This is a genomic window from Afifella sp. H1R (assembly GCF_021462425.1).
Lineage (GTDB): Bacteria > Pseudomonadota > Alphaproteobacteria > Rhizobiales > Afifellaceae > Afifella > Afifella aestuarii.
In genome coordinates this window covers 780,568-799,192 of sequence record NZ_JAKEDY010000002.1, presented here as the reverse complement: position 1 = coordinate 799,192, position 18,625 = coordinate 780,568, and the positions used below count along the sequence as shown (strand labels likewise).

The following is an 18,625-nucleotide window of genomic DNA, read 5'->3' as shown; positions in this document are numbered from 1 at the left end:
AGAGTTGCCATATTCCATAAGAAAAACATGACATTGAAGTGACGTGGCCGGCCTTGAGAGCATCTGAGGGACGATCACGGTCGATTGGTCGCGGCCAGCTTTCGCGCAATCCAAGGAAGGAAGAAAAGCACAGAATCGACAAGATCGCGGCCAGCCTTCCCGCAAAGGACTCCCAATATGCCGCCGTGACCGGCTAGACTTTCCCGCAACCAGCGCTGCGGACGATCGTTGAGATCGCAACGCAAGGCAGGAAAGAGCCGGGAAATACCGGCCGGATGGGAGGGGAACATGCGGTTTGGCCGCGCGGCGATGGCCGTTGCTGCGACATTGGCTCTTGGCACCGGCGAGGTTTCTGCAGCCGAGCTTTCGATCGTCTCCGGCTCCGTCGGTGCCGATATTCAGGAATTGCGTACGCAGCTTGCGGAATTCGAGGCGGAGACCGGCCACCAGGTCGACATCGTCGAGATGCCGGCTTCGACGAGCGACCAGTTCGGGCAATATCGCTTGTGGCTGGCGGCTGGCACCGACGATATCGACATCTACCGTGTAGACGTCATCTGGGCGCCGCAGCTTGCCAATCAATTCGTCGACCTGCGCGACGCCATGGCCGACGTTATCGGCGACCATTTCCCCTCCGTGATCGAATCACAGACCGTCGAGGGGCGGCTCGTCGCATTCCCGATGTATACGGATGCGCCGGCGCTCTTTTACCGCAAGGACCTCCTGGAAAAATACGGCAGGAAACCGCCCACGACGTGGGAGGAGCTGACCGAAACCGCCAAAGAGATCCAGGATCAGGAACGCGCCGCCGGCAACCGTCAGATCTACGGTTTCGTCTTTCAGGGCGCCCCCTATGAAGGCCTCACCTGCAACGGCCTCGAATGGGTCGCCTCGAGCGGCGGCGGGCAGATCGTTTCGCCTGAGGGCGAGATCACCATCAACAACGAGGCGGCCGCCCGGGCGTTGGAGCGGGCGCATGGCTGGGTGAGGGAGATCGCCCCTGCAGGTGTGCTCGCCTACAAGGAGGAGGAGGCCCGCGGCGTCTGGCAGACCGGCAATGCCGTCTTCATGCGCAACTGGCCTTACGCCTATGCGCTGTCGAACGGCGAGGATTCTCCGGTCAAAGGCAAGTTCGAGGTGACGACGCTGCCGGCCGAGCCCGGCAGCCGGTCGGCTCCCTGTCTCGGCGGCTGGAACCTCGCCGTGTCGAAATATTCCAGGCACAAGAAAGAAGCGATCGAACTCGTGCGCTTCCTGTCCTCCCGCAGGGCGCAGAAGGAGCGGGCGCTCACTTATGCGCGGCTGCCGACGATCCCAGCGCTCTATGACGATCCGGACATCGCCGAAAGCCAGCCGATTATCGCCGAATGGGCGGATGTGGTCGAAAAGGCGGTACCGCGGCCCTCCGCCCCCACGAAGCGGCAGTACAACGAAGTATCGAAGGAGTTCTGGACGGCCGTCAACGAGACGCTTGCAGGTGCGGCATCGGCGGAAACCAACCTCCAGACGCTGGAACACCGGCTGCGCCGGCTGAAGCGGGACGGCTGGCGATGACGAACGCGACCCTGGGCGCCCCGCCGACCGACGAGGCGATGCGGACTGAAGAACAGCCTCCGGCGCGCTCCGCGCTTTCCAGGCAGCGGCTCGCCTCCGCCTGGCTCTTTCTCACGCCGATGCTCGCCGTCCTCGCTTTCGTCGCCGGCTGGCCGCTTCTGCAGACGATCTGGTTCTCCTTCACCGATGCCAGCTTGGCCGATCTCGACGCCGCCCGATTCGTCGGCCTGCGCAACTATTTCGAATATGTCGATTATGGCGACGGGACCGGCGAATGGTTCGGCCTCTTCTTCGACGCTCAATGGTGGAACGCGGTGTGGAACACCGTCTATTACACCCTCGTCTCCGTCTCGATCGAAACCGTCCTCGGTCTCATCGTGGCGCTCGTCCTCAACGTGCCGTTTCGTGGCCGCGGCTTTGTGCGCGCCGCCGTCCTCATCCCCTGGGCGATCCCGACGATCGTCTCGGCCAAGATGTGGGCCTGGATGATGAACGACCAGTTCGGCATCCTGAACGACATGCTGATGTCGGTCGGCATCCTCTCGCATCCGATCGCCTGGACCGCCTCGCCGGAGATGGCGATGTGGGCCGTCATCATTGTCGATGTGTGGAAGACGACGCCTTTCATGGCGCTTCTCATCCTCGCCGGGCTGCAGATGGTGCCGTCCGACGTCTACGAAGCGGCGAAGATCGACGGCGTCCATCCGGTCAAGGTGTTCTTCAAGGTGACGCTGCCGCTCATTCGCCCGGCGATCCTCGTGGCCGTCATCTTCCGGGCGCTCGATGCCCTGCGCGTCTTCGACCTCATCTACGTGCTGACCCCCAACAACACCGAGACGAAGACGATGTCGGTCTTCGCGCAGGAAAACCTCTTTCAGTTCGATCAGTTCGCCTACGGTTCGGCCGCCTCGACACTGCTCTTCCTGGTGATTGCCGCGATCACGCTCGTCTACATCAAGGCGGCGCGGCTCAATCTCGGGGGAGGGCGCTGAGATGTCGGTCCTCGCCAGGCGCGCGGCCTTCTATGCCCTCGTCGTCCTGATCGTGCTCTTCTCGGTCTTCCCCTTCTATTACGCCATTCTGACGAGCTTCAAATCGGGTACGGCGCTCTTTCGCGTCGACTATCTGCCGACGGATTTCTCGCTCGCCAATTACCGCGACGTGCTCGTCAACGGCGTCTTCCCGCTCAACATCCTGAATTCCGTCATCGTCGCCTTCGTGGTGGTGGCGATCTCGCTCTTTCTGGCGGTCACGGCGGCTTACGCCCTGTCGCGAATCGAGTTTCGTGGCCGCAGCATCCTGCTTTTGACGATTCTCGCCGTCTCGATGTTTCCGCAGATCGCGGTGCTCGCCGGACTTTTCGAGCTGGTGCGCCTCTTCGGCCTCTACAATTCGCTGTTTTCGCTGATCCTCGCCTATATGATCTTCACCCTGCCCTTCACGGTCTGGGTGCTGACGACCTTCATGCGGGATCTGCCGGTGGAGATCGAAGAGGCGGCGATCGTCGACGGCGCAAAGCCGATGACCATCGTCATGAAGGTGTTCCTGCCCCTGATGTGGCCGGCGCTGGTGACGACGGGGCTTCTCGCCTTCATCGCCGCCTGGAACGAATTTCTCTTCGCGCTCACCTTTGTCTCGAGCAACGACACGCGCACCGTACCTGTCGCGATCGCGCTTCTGTCGGGGGCGTCTGAGCAGGAGATTCCCTGGGGCACGATCATGGCGGCGTCCGTCGTCGTGACCGTGCCGCTCATCGTTCTCGTGCTGATTTTCCAGCGCAAGATCGTCTCGGGCCTGACGGCCGGAGGTGTGAAAGGGTGAGCGGAAGCGTTCCCGCTGATGTCGCGGATGGCTGTGTGATCAGCCGTCGGAGACGTTTTCGTTGGGATAGACGCCCCAGAGCGAATTCTGCTCCACCCAGCCTTCGTAATTGTCGCCGCGTACGTCGCACCAGCCCTCGCGGCAGCGCACCACGTCGGTCACCACGCCCGATTCGAGAATCGCCGTCACCCGGGCCGTCTCGCTTGCGTCCGCATGGGCATTGAAGCGCTCACCCTTGGCCCAGGGGGCCACGATTGCCGTGCGCCGCCCGGACAGGAGGCTCTGGTGGATCCACCCTTCCGCGCCATCCGAATCACGCACCTTCCGCCAGGTTTCGAATTCCTGGATGATCTCGACCGGCAAACCGGCCCGGACGAAGCGCCAGGCAATACCGTAGTTTTTGCCCGGCCCCTTGCGGACGTTGACGGCATTTGATTTCAAGCTGACGAAGCGTGGTAATGGATAGCCGCTCGGGCCCACTTTAGGGGCCTGCGCCCATCCAGGCTCGCCCGGCCACGCCACGGCGAGCAGGGCCAAGACAAGAAGAAGGCTGAGACGAGAACGAAGGAAGAGGAGAGGGCGCATCATCTGCGGTCGGAAAATCACACCGGGAGGTGTTAGCGCCATTCCGCCGCGAGGCCAAGCGCCGCTTCGTTCCTTGTTTTTGAGCAGCCCTTTGCTAGAGAGATGTTAAAGGCAGCCGGTCGCTCCCGCGGGGGCCGCCAAGGAGAGGTGGTGCATGACCAAGGCGAAACCGCACGTCATCGTAACGCGCAAACTCCCCGATCCGGTGGAGACGCGCATGCGAGAGCTGTTTCGCGCTGACCTCAATCTGGATGACCGACCGCTGTCGCAGGCGGAGCTGGTGGAGGCGTTGCGCACCGCGGACGTGCTCGTGCCGACGGTCACCGATCGGTTGGACGCCGCAGCGCTTTCCCAATCCGGACCGAACTTGAAGCTCATCGCCAATTTCGGCAACGGCATCGACAACATCGATATCGGGGCCGCCTATGAGCGCGGTATCACCGTCACCAACACGCCGAACGTTTTGACGGGCGACACGGCCGATATGACCATGGCGCTCATCCTCGCCGTCCCAAGGCGGCTGGCGGAGGGAGCCCAGATCCTGCCGAACGGCCTGCCATGGCCCGGCTGGTCGCCGACCTGGATGCTCGGCCACCGCATCTGGGGAAAACGGCTCGGCATCGTCGGCATGGGGCGGATCGGCACGGCGGTCGCGCGCCGCGCCCAGGCCTTCGGCCTGTCGATCCACTATCACAACCGCCGGCCCGTCGATCCGAAGACCGAGGAAGACCTGGAAGCGACCTATTGGGATTCGCTCGACCAGATGCTGGCGCGCATGGACATCATCTCCGTCAATTGTCCGCACACCCCGGCCACCTTCCACCTTCTTTCCCGCCGGCGTCTGAAGCTGATGCGCCCGGATGCCTATCTGGTGAACACCGCGCGCGGCGAGGTCATCGATGAGGCGGCGTTGATCGAATGCCTGGAGACGAACTCGCTTGCCGGCGCCGGCCTCGACGTCTTCGAAGGCGAGCCCGCAATCGATCCGAAGCTCATCAAGCTTGCCCAGGAAGGCAAGGCGGTGCTTCTGCCGCATATGGGCTCGGCCACGATCGAGGGCCGCATCGAGATGGGCGAGAAGGTGATCATCAACATCCGCACCTGGATGGATGGCCACAAGCCGCCGGACCGCGTGCTGCCGCTTTCGGTCTAGCCGTCGCGCGCCGACGGCGCTCCGGCACAATGAGGCTCAGCTCTTGCGGCGCTTGTAGGTGATCGTCTCGAAGCGCTGGGAAAGGGCGTCGTAGAGGAGAAGCCGCCCGATCAGAGGCTCGCCGAAGCCTGCCGCGAGTTTCATGACCTCGAGGGCCTGGATCGACCCGACGACGCCGGTGAGCGCACCCAGAATTCCCGCTTCCGCACAGCTCGGTAAGAGCCCCTCAGGCGGGGGCTTCGGAAAGAGATCGTGGTAACGCGGATTGTCGTCCTTGAAGGGTAAAAGCGTCGTCACCGAGCCGTCGAAGCGGCCGACCGCGCCTGTCACCAGCGGTTTTTGGGCTGCCTCGCAGATGTCCGGAAGAAGGAAGCGCGTGGCGGAATTGTCGGAGCCATCGACGACGATGTCGTAGCCGGTGACGAGATCGGACGCGTTCTCCTTCGTCAGCCGTGTCCTGTGCGTGTCGACGGCGACATGCGGATTGATTCGGGAAAGCGCTCTTTGCGCGCTCTCCACTTTCGCCATGCCGAGATCGGCGCTCGCATGAATGATCTGCCGCTGCAGATTGGAGAGCGAGACGACGTCGTCATCGACGAGGCCGAGCCGGCCGATGCCGGCGGCCGCAAGATAAAGGGCGACGGGTGAGCCGAGCCCCCCGGCTCCGACGATGAGGACGCGCGTGCGCTTGAAGCGTTTCTGGCCGGGGCCTCCGACCTCGGGCAGGACGATATGGCGCGCGTAGCGCGCGATTTCCTCCGCACTGAGATCCGGTTCCGCCGATTGGGGCGCACCGTCGGGGAGGGGCGTCTCCGGCATCGGTTCAGGACGCGCCGGGCTGCGGCCCCGAATAGCCTTCCACGATCACGAGCTCCGCATCCGCCACCGCCACCCGGTGCTCGCGCGCGGCCTGGTATTCGGGCGAATGGTAGCAGGCGAGCGCATCGTCGACGGAGGCAAATTCGATGACCACGTTGCGGGCGCGCGAATTTCCTTCCAGCGAATGCATCGGGCCGCCGCGGACGAGAAACTTGCCCTTGAAGCGGGCAAAGGCGGGGGCAGCGCCGGCGACATAATCCTTGTAGCGCTCGGGGTCGCGCACATCGACGCGGGCGATCCAATAGCCCTTCGGCATTCTTCCCTCCTTCAGCAATTCGCTTCGATTTCGTCCACAATCGCCTGGGCTGAGGCTTTCGGATCGGCGGCCTTGACCACCGGCCGGGCAACGACGAGGTAATCGGCGCCGGCCCGCAATGCGTCGGCCGGCGTCATCACGCGCTTCTGGTCGTCGCTCGTTGCGGATGTCGGGCGCACGCCGGGGGTCACGATCAGCATGTCGGGACCGAGAAGCGCACGCATCGCCTCGGCCTCGAGTGGCGAACAGACGATGCCGTCGATGCCGCTGGCTCTGGCCTGGGCGGCGCGGCGGCGAACGAGCTCGGCGGCACTTTCCGCATAACCCGCCTCATCGAGATCGGCGTCATCCATGGATGTGAGAACGGTGACGGCAAGAAGTCCGAGATTGGCGTCAGCGCGCGCCGCGGCGGCCGCGCGCATTGCCTTCGGATAGGCATGAACGGTGGTGAGCGTTGCCCCGAGCCGGGCAAGATTGGCGATGCCTCCGGCGACGGTATTGTCGATATCGAGCAGCTTCATATCGAGAAAGACGCGCTTTCCCTCCGCCCGAAGCGGCTCGATCAGGCTAAGACCGCGCGCAAAGACCAGCTCCATGCCGATCTTGTAGAACGTCACCGTATCGCCGAGCGTCTCCACCATGGCGCGGGCGGTTGCAAGATCGGGAAGGTCGAGACCGACGATCAGCCGATCGCGCGCGTTGCGCGGGCGAATATCGCGGCCTGCCGCAGAATTCTGGGTGTCGAGCATCTTCACAATTTCCTCAGCGCCACTTCATTCACCGAATGGTCGCCCGCCTTGCCGATGATGAGATCGGCCCGCGGTCGCGTCGGGCGGATGTTCTCGTCGAGATTGACGAGGTTGATGCGCTCCCAGAGACCCTCGGCGACGCGGCGCGCTTCGTCGTCTTCGATATTGGCGTAGCGGTGAAAATACGACCTCGGATCGGTAAACCGCGTTCCCTTGAGGCTCATGAAGCGGTCGATATACCAGCGCCGGATGACGTTATCGTCCGCGTCGATATAGATGGAAAAGTTGAAGAAGTCGGAGACGAAGGGGACTTCCTTTCCGTCCCGCGGCAGGTCCCGTGTCTGCAGCACGTTGAGGCCTTCGAGGATCAGAATGTCCGGCTGATCGACGGTCAAAGTCTCGCCCGGCACGATATCGTAGGTGAGGTGGGAGTAGACCGGGGCTGTGACCTCGCGCTTGCCGGCCTTGATGTCGGAGAGAAAGCGCAGAAGCGTCGTGACGTCGTAGCTCTCGGGAAATCCCTTGCGCTCCATCATGCCCTGCTTCGCCAGAACCGCGTTCGGATAGAGAAAGCCGTCGGTCGTGACGAGGGAGACGCGCGGATGGCCCGGCCAGCGTGCCATCAGCTCCTTCAGGATGCGGGCGGTGGTCGATTTGCCGACGGCCACGGAGCCGGCGATGCCGATGATGAACGGCATCTTGCCTTCTTTTGCGCCGAGGAATTTCGAGCGCACGGCATAAAGCTTGTCCTTGGCTTCCACGTGGAAGGACAGAAGGCGCGACAAAGGAAGATAGATCGCCTCCGCCTCGCTGATGGAGATCGGGTCGTTCATCGACTTGAGCGCATGGACCTCTTCCGCCGACAAGGTCATCGGCGTGTCGGCGCGCAGTTTCGACCACTCCTCGACGCTGAAATACCGATAGGGCGAGAGCGAGCGCGGCGACACTTGATCCATCAGCTCTTCCAGTCGGCGGTGGGGCAGCGCGAGCGCTTCTCATCGAGACCGCTCTGCCCGGTGCGGCTCTGAAGCTCGGCCTTGACCTCGTCGAAGGAGACACCGGCGGCGTGCAGGAGGACGAGGAGATGATAGAGAACGTCGGCCGCCTCTTTGGTGAGCGCCTGGTTGTCGCGCTCCGCAGCCGCGATCGCGGCTTCGACGGCTTCTTCGCCGAGCTTTTGGGCGCATTTTGCGACGCCTTTGCCGAGAAGCCTCGCAGTATAGGAATTGTCGTCGCCCGAGGCGGCGCGCGCGCCGATCGTGGCGGCGAGCTCTTCCAGCGTGAAATCGGTCATGACATGCCCATCCGGGCTTTCTCCTGCGGAAGCGAGCGCACGGGAATGCCCGCGCGCGCCATATGGGCCTTGGCTTCAGCGACGCTAAAGGTGCCGAAATGGAAGATGGAGGCCGCGAGCACCGCCGTTGCATGGCCGTCGCGGATGCCTTCCACCAGATGATCGAGCGTCCCGACACCGCCGGAGGCGATGACCGGAACGCGGACCGCATCGGCGACCGCCCGCGTCAATGCGAGGTCGAAGCCCGTCTTCGTTCCATCGCGGTCCATGGAGGTGAGAAGGATCTCGCCTGCGCCCAGAGACACGACTTCGCGGGCAAATTCGATGGCGTCGATGCCGGTTGGCTTGCGGCCGCCATGGGTGAAGATCTCCCACCGGCCTGGAGTCACCGTCTTGGCGTCGATGGCGACGACGATGCATTGATCGCCGAACTTGTCGGCGGCCCGGCCGACGAAGCTCGGATCGTTGACGGCGGCGGTGTTGACGGAAACCTTGTCGGCGCCGGCAAGGAGAAGCTGGCGGACATCGTCAACGGTCCGCACGCCGCCGCCCACAGTGACCGGCATGAAGCATTGCTCCGCCGTTTTGGCGACAACGTCGAGGAGCGTGTCGCGCTCCTCGTGGCTGGCGGTGATGTCGAGGAAGCAAAGTTCGTCGGCGCCGGCCGCATCGTAAGCCTTGGCGGCTTCCACCGGATCTCCGGCGTCGATGAGATCTACGAAATTGACGCCTTTGACGACACGGCCGTCCTTGACGTCGAGACACGGGATGACACGGGCTTTGAGCAAGGAGTGCTCCGAAGGCTTTTCAGCTTCAGCGCGGATGCGCAACGGCGGCCCTTATAGCGGCGGCATAAGGTGCGTTACAACAAGCCATCGCGGATGGATTTTTTGAAGAAGACGAAGAGTCGGGAGCTTGCGGGCTCATCGGCCGCCCGCGCGTCGCGCGGGTGCGAAACTGCGGCCGGGACGCGGTCAGGAAGCCACGGCGCCGTGCTCGCGGGCCCGCGCGGCATTTTGGCCGTCGCGCTCCTCCGCGGCTTTGCGGGCAAGGCTCGCAGCAGCTTCCGCCGATGCCGGACGTCCTAGATGGTAGCCCTGCAGGAAATCGCAGCCGATCTCCTCGAGGAAATCGAGCTGTTCGGATGTCTCCACACCTTCCGCCGTCACGGCCAGCCCGAGCGAATGGCCGAGGACGACGATGGAGCGGATGATTGCCGCAGCTCCATCGTCTTGCGATTCCATCGCGCGCAGGAAGGATTGATCGATCTTCACCTTATCGACCGGGAGCTTCCAGAGATAAGCGAGGGAAGAGAAACCCGTGCCGAAATCGTCGAGCGCCAGTTTCACGCCGAGCTCGCGGAGCTGGCTCAGCTGCTGCACGGCGTCGAGAGAATCGATCAACAGAACGCCCTCGGTAATCTCGAGCTCGAGCCTTTCGTGTGGAAGTTCGCTCTTGGCGAGGGCCTGGCGCACGATTTCCACGATGTTGCGGGAATCGAACTGCACCGGCGAAAGATTGACTGCGACCTTGTATCCGCCGGGCCAGGTCTTCGCGGCCTCGCAGGCGCGGTTGAGCGCCAGGCGGCCGATACGGTGGATGAGGCCGAGCTGTTCGGCAAGCGGGATGAACCGTGCCGGCGAGACGAAACCGCCTTCCCCGTTCGGCATGCGCAGCAGGGCTTCGAAACCGGTGAGCGAGCGATCCTTTGCCGTGAAGATCGGCTGATAATAGAGCTCGAAACGCTCGTGCTCCACGGCGGCCCGAAGCACGGTTTCCAGGTCCCGTCCCGCTTCGAGTTCCGCGCCCATGCGCCGATCGAAGATCGTGAGCCGATCGCCGCCCTTCGCCCGTGAGCGGCACATGGCGACATTGGCGCGCGATAAGGGGCTGCCGGGATGCTCGCCCTTCTCGGCGAGGGTGAGCCCGGCGCTTGCCGTGAGATTGATCACGTGGCCGTCGGCCACGAAGCCGCGCCGGATGAGCTTCAGGGCACGTTCGGCAAGGCGAGCGCCGTCCTTCAAATCGTTGACGTTCATGGCGAAGGCGAATTCCGTACCGCTGACGCGGCCGACGATCGCTTCGGGCTCGGCGAGGCTTTTCAATCTCTCCGCCGCTTCCAAGAGAATGTAGTCGCTTCGCTCCGGTCCGAAGGCGGTGTTGACGGCGCCGAAGCGATCGATCCCGAGCGAGACGACGACGACGGGCTTCGCCTTGGCAAGGAGCCCACGCTTGCGGGCGATGAAGCCGCTGCGATTGAGAAGGCCCGTCAGGCCGTCATGCTCAGCCGCGTACGCCGCCCGCGCATCGGCTCGTCGCTTCGCGTTGTAGCGCTGGACGAAGCCGAAGACCGGGACGCCTGAGGCGATCAGAATGATGATGGACAGAAGGATGGCGCTGCGGGCCACGGTCGCCTGAATGGCCTCGAATTCGTCCGTCTGGTCGACGTAGATCTCGGCGATGGCGATGGTTTTGCCATCCTTGCGCAGAGGCACGTAGGCTTCCGAATAATAGGCAGGGCGCTCGGGCGGTGTGCCATGCGCGACTTCGATCTGCATTGCGCCGCCTGCCGCCGCGACAGCGGCTTCAGGGTTGTGTTGCGCTAAAGATGCCTTGTCGACGTCCGAAAGCTCGTGGTCGTCGAGGATCATGCGGAGATTGCCGTTCGGCCCGAACAGCTTGACGCGAAAGACCTCGGCCGATTCTCGGATTTTGTTGAGGGTCGCCAGCGTTTCCGGAGACGGTTCTGCCCCCGCCGCGATCTCCTCCAGATCGGCGATGCTGGCAGTCATATACTTCGCCCAGGCCGAGGTGGTGTTGGCCGCGTTGAGCTGCAGGCCGCGTTCGATTGTGTCCGACCCGACCCAGATCGCCGCGGCAATCGCCACGACGGGCAGGATCAGGAGCACGAAACCAGGCAGGAAACCACGGCCAGATGACATTCTGGCAACCTTACATTGCGCAGACGAAAATGTCATACGCGCAGGGTGTATTTATCTCAAATTACCCGATCTGGCGTGGTGAATGAAAGACTACGTTTCAGAGCGCGTTGAGCAGTTGGAGCGCGGCGTCAGCATCGATGCGGCCATCGTAGAGCGCCCGCCCGGTGATCGCGCCTTCAAGGCTCGCAGCATCGGGCATGGTGAGGCGCACGATATCGGCCATCGAGGCGAGACCGCCGGAGGCGATGACCGGAATCGAGACGTGCTCCGCAAGGGCGATCGTCGCCTCCCAATTGATCCCGGCAAGAACGCCGTCGCGGTCGATGTCGGTATAAATGATGGCCGCGACCCCGGCGTCTTCGAAGCTCTTGGCGAGGTCCTGCGCCTCCATGTCGGAGGTTTCCGCCCAGCCTTCCACCGCGACTTTTCCGTCGCGCGCATCGATACCGACGGCGATGCGCCCTGGAAATTGTCCCGCCGCGTCCTTCACCAGGTCCGGATCGCGCAAGGCTGCCGTGCCCAGAATTACCCGCGTCACACCCTTTTCAAGCCAGGCCTCGATCTGCGCCATGGAACGGATGCCGCCACCGAGCTCCACCTTGAGACGGTCGCCGGTGGCCGCCAGCACCGCTTCGACGGCTGCACCGTTACGGCTTTCGCCGGCGAAGGCCCCATCGAGATCGACCATGTGCAGCCAGGTGAAACCCATATCGGCGAAGGCGCGCGCCTGCGCCGCAGGATCGGCGTTGTAGGTCGTCGCCTCGCCCATCTCGCCACGCTTCAGGCGCACGCATTCGCCGCTCTTCAGATCGATCGCGGGAAACAGGATCATTGCGGCCTCACGGACGCCAGTTGAGGAAATTGGCGATCAGCGCCAGGCCGAGCGCCTGGCTCTTTTCGGGGTGAAACTGCGTGCCGGCAATGTTGTCGCGACCGATCATCGCCGTGACCGGCCCGCCGTAATCGGCCGTCGCGAGCACATGTTCGGGAACGGCCGCCACAACGTGATAGGAATGGACGAAATAGGCGTCGAGCGCCTCGTCGATGCCGGCGAGAAGCGGATGGGGATGGCGCCCGACGAGCTCGTTCCAGCCCATATGCGGGATCTTGAGTTCTGGATCTTTCGGGCTGATCTCGACGACGTCGCCCGGAATCCAGCCGAAGCCCGCCGTTGTTTCCTTCTCAAGCCCACGTGTCGCCATCAGCTGGCAGCCGACGCAGATGCCGAGAAAAGGGCGACCGACCTTCATGACGGTCTCCTCGAGCGCCGTCACCATGCCAGGAACGCCGTCGAGCCCGCGGCGGCAATCGGCAAAGGCGCCGACGCCCGGCAGAACGATGTGGTCGGCGCGCCGCACGACCTCCGGGTCGGAGGTGACGGCGACCTCGCCGGCATAGCCGCTTTCGCGCGCAGACCGCTGAAACGCCTTGGCGGCCGAGCGCAGATTGCCCGAACCGTAATCGATAATCGCAACGCTCATCCGCCCCTCTCCGGAAAGAGCCCCATGACCTCCGGCGTGTCGCGATCGCCGGCGGCCGACCACGGACGCCCGCGCGGGCGGGCCGGCGCAACTTCGGGAACGACGGGCCGCGAGGCGATCGGCCTCGGCGCGGCGAATTCGTCGTCCCGCCCGCCGAAAAAGCGGATCGCAGCCTCGTCCTCGGAGCGGCCGGAGGCCGCCCCCGCCTCGCGCCAGCCGCGGCGCGACAGGGACCAGCGGCGGAGATTGTTGGCCTCGAGCGCGAAGAGGATCGCAAAGAGAAGGCCGCACCATTGCGCCGCCGCTTCCCCGAAGCGGAAGCCGAGTGCCGCAACCGCCCCGCTTGCCACGAGGTAGAGCAGGAGCGGCAGCCACATGCGCCGGTAGAGAAGCCACAGGAACGGGATGACAAGTGCCGGCCAGTTCATCCCGTCCTTAACGAAAACGGCGCGCAGGGCTCCATCGACGCCCTCTTTTTCGGGCGGCAGATGCACCGTGTAATGGGTCGTCCTGGAAAACATGCTCAAGCCGTCAGCGTGCCCTTGGTGGAGGGAATCTCGTCGGCAATCCGCGGATCGAGCGCAAGCGCCTGCCGCAGCACGCGTGCCACCGCCTTGAAGCAGGTCTCGGCGACGTGGTGGGCGTTCTCGCCGTAAAGATTCTCGATATGGAGCGTGATGCGGGCGTTCTGGGCAAACGCCTGGAAGAATTCCTTGAAGAGCTCCGTGTCGAAATCGCCCACTTTGTGGCGCGCAAAGCCGACGCGCCAGACGAGATAGGGCCGGCCCGACACGTCGACGGCCGCGCGCGTCAGCGTTTCGTCCATGGCGAGATCGAGCGAGGCGTAGCGGGTGATGCCGCGCCGGTCGCCGAGCGCACGGTCGAGCGCCTGGCCGAGTGCGATGCCGACGTCTTCGACCGTGTGGTGCTGGTCGATGTGGAGATCGCCGTCGGCCTTCAGCGTCAGGTCGATCAGGGAGTGGCGCGAGAGCTGCTCCAGCATGTGATCGAAGAAACCGATGCCCGTCTCGACATCGTAGCGCCCGCCGCCATCGACATTGATGGCGAGGCTGATCTTGGTTTCGCTGGTGTCGCGGCTCAGCTCGGCCTTGCGCATCACGGCTCTCCTTCGCCGCCCGTCTTACCAGCGGGCGGGACCATTGCAAATGCGCTGTACGCACCCGACATGCCGCAGCGCGTTTGCAGGCCGGCCGCGCATGCCTAAATAGGGGTCAACCTGCACAGAAAGAGGGGGTGCCGGTCGAGGCCTCCACGGCTCACCCGCATCCGCTGACAAGGAGCAATCAGTGACAGAATTCGATCCCGCCGCCCCCTGGCACGGCACGACCATCGTGACCGTTCGCAAGGGCGGCAAAGTCGTGATCGCGGGCGACGGCCAGGTGACCATGGGTCAGACCGTGATGAAGGCCAATGCCCGCAAGGTCCGCCCGCTCGCCAAAGGCGATGTCATCGCCGGCTTTGCCGGTGCGACTGCGGACGCCTTCACGCTTCTGGAGCGGCTTGAAGCCAAGCTCGAACAATATCCGGGCCAGCTCATGCGCGCTTGCGTGGAGCTCGCCAAGGACTGGCGCACCGACCGCTATTTGCGCCGCCTGGAGGCGATGATGATCGTCGCCGACAAGCAGACGACGCTGGTTCTGACCGGCACCGGCGACGTTCTGGAGCCGCAGGAAGGCGTGGCCGCCATCGGTTCCGGGGGCAATTACGCTCTCGCCGCCGCTCGGGCGCTCGGCGATTCCGATCTCGACGCGGAGGACATTGCCCGCCGCGCCATGCAGATCGCAGCCGAGATCTGCGTCTACACCAATCACAACATCATCGTCGAAAGCCTCACGGCGGAGTCCGCCTCATGACAACCTTTTCCCCCCGCGAGACCGTTTCGGAGCTCGACCGCTACATCATTGGCCAGAAAGAGGCGAAGCGTGCCGTCGCCATCGCCCTTCGCAACCGCTGGCGCCGCCAGCAGCTGGAAGGCCCGCTGCGTGAAGAGGTTCTGCCGAAGAACATCCTGATGATCGGCCCGACCGGTGTCGGCAAGACCGAGATTTCCCGCCGCCTCGCCAAGCTCGTCAATGCGCCTTTCATCAAGGTGGAAGCGACGAAATTCACCGAGGTCGGCTATGTCGGCCGCGACGTCGAACAGATCATCCGCGATCTCGTTGAGGCCGGCATCGCCATGGTGCGCGAGATGAAGCGCAAGGAAGTGCAGGCGAAGGCGCATCTGCAGGCCGAAGAGCGGGTTCTCGACGCGCTCGTCGGCCAGCATGCGAGCCCGACGACCCGCGACAGCTTCCGCCACAAGCTGCGCGAAGGTCTCCTCGACGACAAGGAGATCGAGATCGAGGTGCGCGACGTCTCCAACCCGATGGGCGCCTTCGAGGTGCCGGGCATGCCGGGTGCCTCCGTCGGCGTCATGAATGTCGGCGAGATGCTGGGCAAAGCCTTCGGCCAGGGCCGCACCAAGACGCGCAAGACGCTCGTCAAGGATTCCTACGATCTCTTGATCGCCGAAGAATCCGACAATCTCCTCGACGACGACCAGATCGTGCAGGAGGCCATCCGCGCGGTGGAAGACGACGGCATCGTCTTCCTCGATGAGATCGACAAGATCTGCGCTCGCGATGGGCGCGCCGGCGGCGATGTCTCCCGCGAGGGCGTGCAGCGCGATCTCTTGCCGCTCGTCGAAGGCACGACGGTTGCGACCAAGCACGGGCCGGTGAAGACCGACCACATCCTCTTCGTGGCCTCAGGCGCATTCCATGTGTCGAAGCCGTCGGACCTTCTGCCGGAGCTGCAGGGCCGCCTGCCGATCCGTGTGGAGCTCAGGGCGCTGACGGAGGAAGATTTCCGCCGCATCCTGACGGAGACGGAAGCAAGCCTCGTGAAGCAGTACGTGGCGCTTCTTTCGACCGAAGGCGTGACGCTGGAATTCACCGACGATGCCATCGACGCGATCGCGCGGCTCGGTGTGGAGATCAATTCCAGCGTGGAGAATATCGGCGCAAGGCGGCTGCAGACCGTGATGGAGCGGATCCTCGACGAGATCTCGTTCACCGCGCCGGATCGGCATGGCGAGACGGTCACGATCGACGCCGCCTATGTGGAGGAACATGTCGGCGATCTGGCCCGAAATGCCGATCTCAGCCGCTTCATTCTCTAGGCTTTTGTTCTGAGCTTCGCACCGGCCGGCCGGACGAGGCTTCGTGTTGCAATATGAGCGGGGCACGACATCAGATCGCGCCCCGCTTTTTTAGTCAGTCGATTGACTGATATTCTAAATGGCTGAGCATAAGAGCGTTTATCGGCTTTGCAGGGTCAGGCTGCGAGCCCTGCCAACAAACGCTCTTGTTCCGCGAGACTCCGAAGCGAGGCCTGCGGTCTCGCGCCGAGATGGGAAATGATCTCGCCCGCGGCGAGCGAGCCGAGCTCCGCGCAGCGGCCGAGCGGCGCGCTGCGGGCAAGGCCGAAGAGAAAGCCCGAAGCGTAAAGGTCACCGGCGCCGGTCTTGTCGAGGATCGTCTCGACCTCGGGTGCCGGAACGGTGATGCGTTCGGCTCCGCGCACCACGAGCGAGCCTTCCGCGCCGAGCGTGACGGCGGCGAGGTCGACATCCGCCGCGAGCGACTCGATGCCGGTCGCAAGGTCGCTCGTCTCGTAGAGAGCCAGAACCTCATGGTTGTTGGCGAAGACGATGTCGACGACACCGCTGCGCATCAGCTCCCGGAATTCCGCCCGGAAGCGATCGACGCAGAAGGAATCCGACAAGGTGAGTGCCACCTTGCGGCCGGCGCCATGGGCGATCTCGGAGGCCGTGCGGAACGCTTCCTTCGCTTTCGGCGGGTCCCACAGATAGCCTTCGAGATAGGTGATTTCCGCAGCTTCCACCGTCGCCTTGTCGATGTCGGCTGGGGTGAGCTCCTGGCAGGCACCGAGATAGGTGTTCATGGTGCGCTCGGAATCAGGCGTGATCAGAATGAGGCAGCGCGCCGTCGGTGCTCCTTCCGCCAGCGGCTTCGCGGGGAAGGCGATACCGACCGATTGCATGTCGTGACGGTAGAAATGGCCGAGCTCGTCGTCCGCCACCTTGCCGATGAAGGCTGCCGCACCGCCCAGAGATGCCACACCCGCCGCCGTATTGCCGGCGCAGCCGCCGGAGATGAGCTGGCCCGGACCCATCGTGTCGTAAAGCGTCTCGGCGCGATCGGCCTCGATCAGATGCATGGAGCCTTTGACGAGTTTTTCGCTGACGAGAAAAGCATCGTCCGCCTGTGCCAGCACATCGACGATGGCATTGCCGATCGCCAGGACATCGTATTTCCGTTCGGCCATTCGCTCCCCTCCAAAAGGTTTTTGCGCGGTAGCCGATCGGGCGGTGCTTTGCAAATCTCGGCGCTTGCCCGGTCGTCGCGCTTTTCCTATCTCTTCGCCGCCATGTTCGACGATGCCCAACGTTCTTTGGAAGAAATCCTCTCGCCGCCGTTCCGCAACGTGTTGTGGAAGTCGGTCGGCCTGACGCTCGGGCTCTTGCTCGTCTTGTGGCTGGTCCTCGAAGGGCTCGTCGTGCACTTTCTGGCGCTGCCCTATCCCTGGCTCGAAACCGGTCTGACGATCGTCTCCGGCATCGGTCTCGTCGTCGGGCTTGCTTTCCTGGCGGCGCCGGCAACCTCGCTTTTCGCCGGCATTTTCCTCGACGAGATCGCCGAGGTGGTGGAGAAGAACCATTATCCGAACGAGCCGTTGGGAAGGGCGCTCCCCTTGATGGAGGGCATTCTCACCACGTTGCAGTTCACGCTCGTGGTCGTCGGCGTCAATCTCGTCGCCTTGCCTCTCGTTCTCTTCGTCGGCTTCGGTGTCGTCATCTTCTTTGTCGCCAACGGCTACCTTCTCGGCCGGGAATATTTCGATCTCGCGGCGCGGCGTTTTCACGATCGGCGCGTGGCGAAGATCCTCAGGCTCCGGCATTCCGGCCGCATCTTCCTGGCGGGCCTCGTGATCGCGGGCTTCACCGCCGTGCCTCTCGTCAATCTCCTGGCGCCGCTTTTTGCCACCGCCTTCATGGTGCATGTGCACAAGCGCATCCAAAAATCTGAGCGCAGACCCGGCGGGTTGCTCGCTCCCGCCTGACAATCAACCGGAGATGTCGCCGAGATCGCGCGCAAGGTCGGCGCGGACGAGCGCCGCGACAAGGCGCGGAAAATCCTTGTGGGACACCTGTTTCGCGAGCTCCTCGGCATCCTCGCCGAGACCGAGTTTTTTCGCCGCAGACAAAGCCTTCTTGTCGGCGAAGGGGAAAAGCTCGTCCCAGGCCGGCTGTACCTCGCGGAAGAAGATGTCGACGCCGACATCGCCAAGGCCCTTGAATTCCTTCAGGAGCTTGCGTTCCCGGGCCGGCTCCTCGTCGGCCGCCTCGCGCAATTTCCTGAGATCGCCACGATATTTCTCGAGAAGCAGCTCCGAGGTCTCACCGAGCATCCGCGACGTGCTCTCGTCGTAGCGGGCATAGCCATGCGAGGTGAGGACGTCGACGCGGTCCTGCCAGCTCGCGGCAGCCATTTTGTCGGGTGTCGTGTAGCCGGCGTCCGCCAAGGCTTTTGCTGCGCGAAAGGCATTGTCGGCGCTGATGCGCGCGGAAAACAGGATCGAAGCGGTCAGCCAGCGAAACAGGGGGGAGGGCGTGTTTTTCGCGATCGGGATGCCAAGTTCGTCGCAATAAGTGGTCCCGTGACGCTCCAGGAGCGTCTTGATGCGCGCCGATTTCGATGCGGCCATCGTTATCTCCTCGGAATTGGCTCATGGACGAAACCCGAGCTTCCTCTCGCTGTTCCCCACAATGTGAAGCCTCCGGAACAACGTCAAACTGCAAAAATACACGAAATGGCTGCATAAAAAC

At 63.7% G+C, this 18,625-nt stretch carries 21 protein-coding genes; 7 read left to right on the top strand and 14 right to left on the bottom strand.

The genetic code is table 11. From position 1 onward, the window contains the following. Nucleotides 1–288 precede the first annotated feature (288 nt). Genes L0F51_RS15275 through L0F51_RS15265 form a run of 3 tightly spaced genes read left to right on the top strand, consistent with a single transcriptional unit; the run spans nucleotide 289 to nucleotide 3,375 of the window. Complete coding sequence (locus L0F51_RS15275) at nucleotides 289–1,554, top strand: ABC transporter substrate-binding protein (protein WP_370642424.1); 1,266 nt, start codon at nucleotides 289–291, stop codon at nucleotides 1,552–1,554. Further along, nucleotides 1,551–2,546 (top strand): carbohydrate ABC transporter permease, encoded by a 996-nt coding sequence (locus tag L0F51_RS15270; protein ID WP_234630020.1) that lies wholly within the window; start codon nucleotides 1,551–1,553, stop codon nucleotides 2,544–2,546. The genes L0F51_RS15275 and L0F51_RS15270 overlap by 4 nt, the downstream gene beginning before the upstream one ends. A 1-nt stretch (nucleotide 2,547) precedes the next feature. After that, nucleotides 2,548–3,375 carry a carbohydrate ABC transporter permease gene (locus L0F51_RS15265; RefSeq protein WP_234630019.1) on the top strand — a complete coding sequence of 276 codons (828 nt, stop codon included), beginning with the start codon at nucleotides 2,548–2,550 and terminating at the stop codon, nucleotides 3,373–3,375. A gap of 39 nt (nucleotides 3,376–3,414) precedes the next feature. Here L0F51_RS15265 and L0F51_RS15260 read toward each other — a convergent pair whose 3' ends face one another. After that, nucleotides 3,415–3,816: an SH3 domain-containing protein gene (locus tag L0F51_RS15260; protein WP_234630018.1), complete on the bottom strand. Its 402-nt coding sequence runs from the start codon at nucleotides 3,814–3,816 to the stop codon at nucleotides 3,415–3,417. Between the two features lie 298 nt (nucleotides 3,817–4,114). Here L0F51_RS15260 and L0F51_RS15255 point away from each other — a divergent pair, with 298 nt between their 5' ends. Further along, nucleotides 4,115–5,113: a D-glycerate dehydrogenase gene (locus tag L0F51_RS15255; protein ID WP_234630017.1), complete on the top strand. Its 999-nt coding sequence runs from the start codon at nucleotides 4,115–4,117 to the stop codon at nucleotides 5,111–5,113. A gap of 36 nt (nucleotides 5,114–5,149) precedes the next feature. On the opposite strand, the gene L0F51_RS15250 is transcribed toward L0F51_RS15255, so the two are convergent. The 11 genes from L0F51_RS15250 to hisB all read right to left on the bottom strand — a co-directional run bounded on the left by L0F51_RS15250 (nucleotide 5,150) and on the right by hisB (nucleotide 13,831). After that, the gene (locus L0F51_RS15250) at nucleotides 5,150–5,932 is read right to left on the bottom strand and encodes a molybdopterin-synthase adenylyltransferase MoeB (RefSeq protein WP_234630016.1); all 783 of its coding nucleotides are present in this window, start codon (nucleotides 5,930–5,932) and stop codon (nucleotides 5,150–5,152) included. Nucleotides 5,933–5,936: 4 nt separating this feature from the next. Then, complete coding sequence (locus L0F51_RS15245) at nucleotides 5,937–6,248, bottom strand: DUF1330 domain-containing protein (protein WP_128290448.1); 312 nt, start codon at nucleotides 6,246–6,248, stop codon at nucleotides 5,937–5,939. 11 nt (nucleotides 6,249–6,259) lie between these two features. Continuing rightward, nucleotides 6,260–6,997: an orotidine-5'-phosphate decarboxylase gene (gene pyrF / locus L0F51_RS15240; protein WP_234630015.1), complete on the bottom strand. Its 738-nt coding sequence runs from the start codon at nucleotides 6,995–6,997 to the stop codon at nucleotides 6,260–6,262. Nucleotides 6,998–6,999: 2 nt separating this feature from the next. Continuing rightward, nucleotides 7,000–7,965 carry a type I pantothenate kinase gene (gene coaA / locus L0F51_RS15235; protein WP_234630380.1) on the bottom strand — a complete coding sequence of 322 codons (966 nt, stop codon included), beginning with the start codon at nucleotides 7,963–7,965 and terminating at the stop codon, nucleotides 7,000–7,002. After that, nucleotides 7,953–8,291 (bottom strand): phosphoribosyl-ATP diphosphatase, encoded by a 339-nt coding sequence (locus tag L0F51_RS15230; RefSeq protein ID WP_234630014.1) that lies wholly within the window; start codon nucleotides 8,289–8,291, stop codon nucleotides 7,953–7,955. Before L0F51_RS15230 ends, coaA begins: the two co-directional genes overlap by 13 nt. Continuing rightward, nucleotides 8,288–9,079, bottom strand: coding sequence for an imidazole glycerol phosphate synthase subunit HisF (hisF, locus tag L0F51_RS15225; RefSeq protein WP_234630013.1), 792 nt, complete (start codon nucleotides 9,077–9,079; stop codon nucleotides 8,288–8,290). Before hisF ends, L0F51_RS15230 begins: the two co-directional genes overlap by 4 nt. 186 nt (nucleotides 9,080–9,265) lie before the next feature. Further along, nucleotides 9,266–11,233, bottom strand: coding sequence for a bifunctional diguanylate cyclase/phosphodiesterase (locus L0F51_RS15220; RefSeq protein WP_234630012.1), 1,968 nt, complete (start codon nucleotides 11,231–11,233; stop codon nucleotides 9,266–9,268). A 97-nt stretch (nucleotides 11,234–11,330) separates the two neighbouring features. Then, nucleotides 11,331–12,065, bottom strand: a complete 735-nt coding sequence (gene hisA, locus L0F51_RS15215) for a 1-(5-phosphoribosyl)-5-[(5-phosphoribosylamino)methylideneamino]imidazole-4-carboxamide isomerase (protein WP_234630011.1) — start codon at nucleotides 12,063–12,065, stop codon at nucleotides 11,331–11,333. Between the two features lie 7 nt (nucleotides 12,066–12,072). Continuing rightward, entirely contained in the window at nucleotides 12,073–12,714 is a 642-nt protein-coding gene (gene hisH / locus L0F51_RS15210) for an imidazole glycerol phosphate synthase subunit HisH (protein WP_234630010.1), read from the bottom strand. Beyond that, nucleotides 12,711–13,235, bottom strand: a complete 525-nt coding sequence (locus tag L0F51_RS15205; protein WP_234630009.1) for a DUF2628 domain-containing protein — start codon at nucleotides 13,233–13,235, stop codon at nucleotides 12,711–12,713. Before L0F51_RS15205 ends, hisH begins: the two co-directional genes overlap by 4 nt. A 2-nt stretch (nucleotides 13,236–13,237) precedes the next feature. Then, the gene (hisB, locus tag L0F51_RS15200) at nucleotides 13,238–13,831 is read right to left on the bottom strand and encodes an imidazoleglycerol-phosphate dehydratase HisB (protein WP_234630008.1); all 594 of its coding nucleotides are present in this window, start codon (nucleotides 13,829–13,831) and stop codon (nucleotides 13,238–13,240) included. Nucleotides 13,832–14,021: 190 nt separating this feature from the next. On the opposite strand from hisB, the gene hslV reads away from it, so the two are divergent. Together hslV and hslU are read left to right on the top strand one after the other, a co-directional pair. Further along, a complete protein-coding gene (gene hslV, locus L0F51_RS15195; protein ID WP_234630007.1) occupies nucleotides 14,022–14,588 on the top strand; it encodes an ATP-dependent protease subunit HslV in 567 nt (188 codons plus the stop codon). Continuing rightward, nucleotides 14,585–15,895, top strand: coding sequence for an ATP-dependent protease ATPase subunit HslU (gene hslU, locus L0F51_RS15190; RefSeq protein ID WP_128290437.1), 1,311 nt, complete (start codon nucleotides 14,585–14,587; stop codon nucleotides 15,893–15,895). The genes hslV and hslU overlap by 4 nt, the downstream gene beginning before the upstream one ends. Before the next feature lie 155 nt (nucleotides 15,896–16,050). Here hslU and L0F51_RS15185 read toward each other — a convergent pair whose 3' ends face one another. Next, a complete protein-coding gene (locus tag L0F51_RS15185; protein WP_234630006.1) occupies nucleotides 16,051–17,064 on the bottom strand; it encodes an adenosine kinase in 1,014 nt (337 codons plus the stop codon). A 48-nt stretch (nucleotides 17,065–17,112) separates the two neighbouring features. On the opposite strand from L0F51_RS15185, the gene L0F51_RS15180 reads away from it, so the two are divergent. Next, nucleotides 17,113–17,859, top strand: a complete 747-nt coding sequence (locus L0F51_RS15180; protein WP_234630005.1) for a sulfate transporter family protein — start codon at nucleotides 17,113–17,115, stop codon at nucleotides 17,857–17,859. A gap of 3 nt (nucleotides 17,860–17,862) precedes the next feature. Here the strand turns inward: L0F51_RS15180 and L0F51_RS15175 are convergent, their stop codons facing one another. Then, nucleotides 17,863–18,504, bottom strand: a complete 642-nt coding sequence (locus L0F51_RS15175; RefSeq protein WP_234630004.1) for a hypothetical protein — start codon at nucleotides 18,502–18,504, stop codon at nucleotides 17,863–17,865. Nucleotides 18,505–18,625 lie beyond the last annotated feature (121 nt).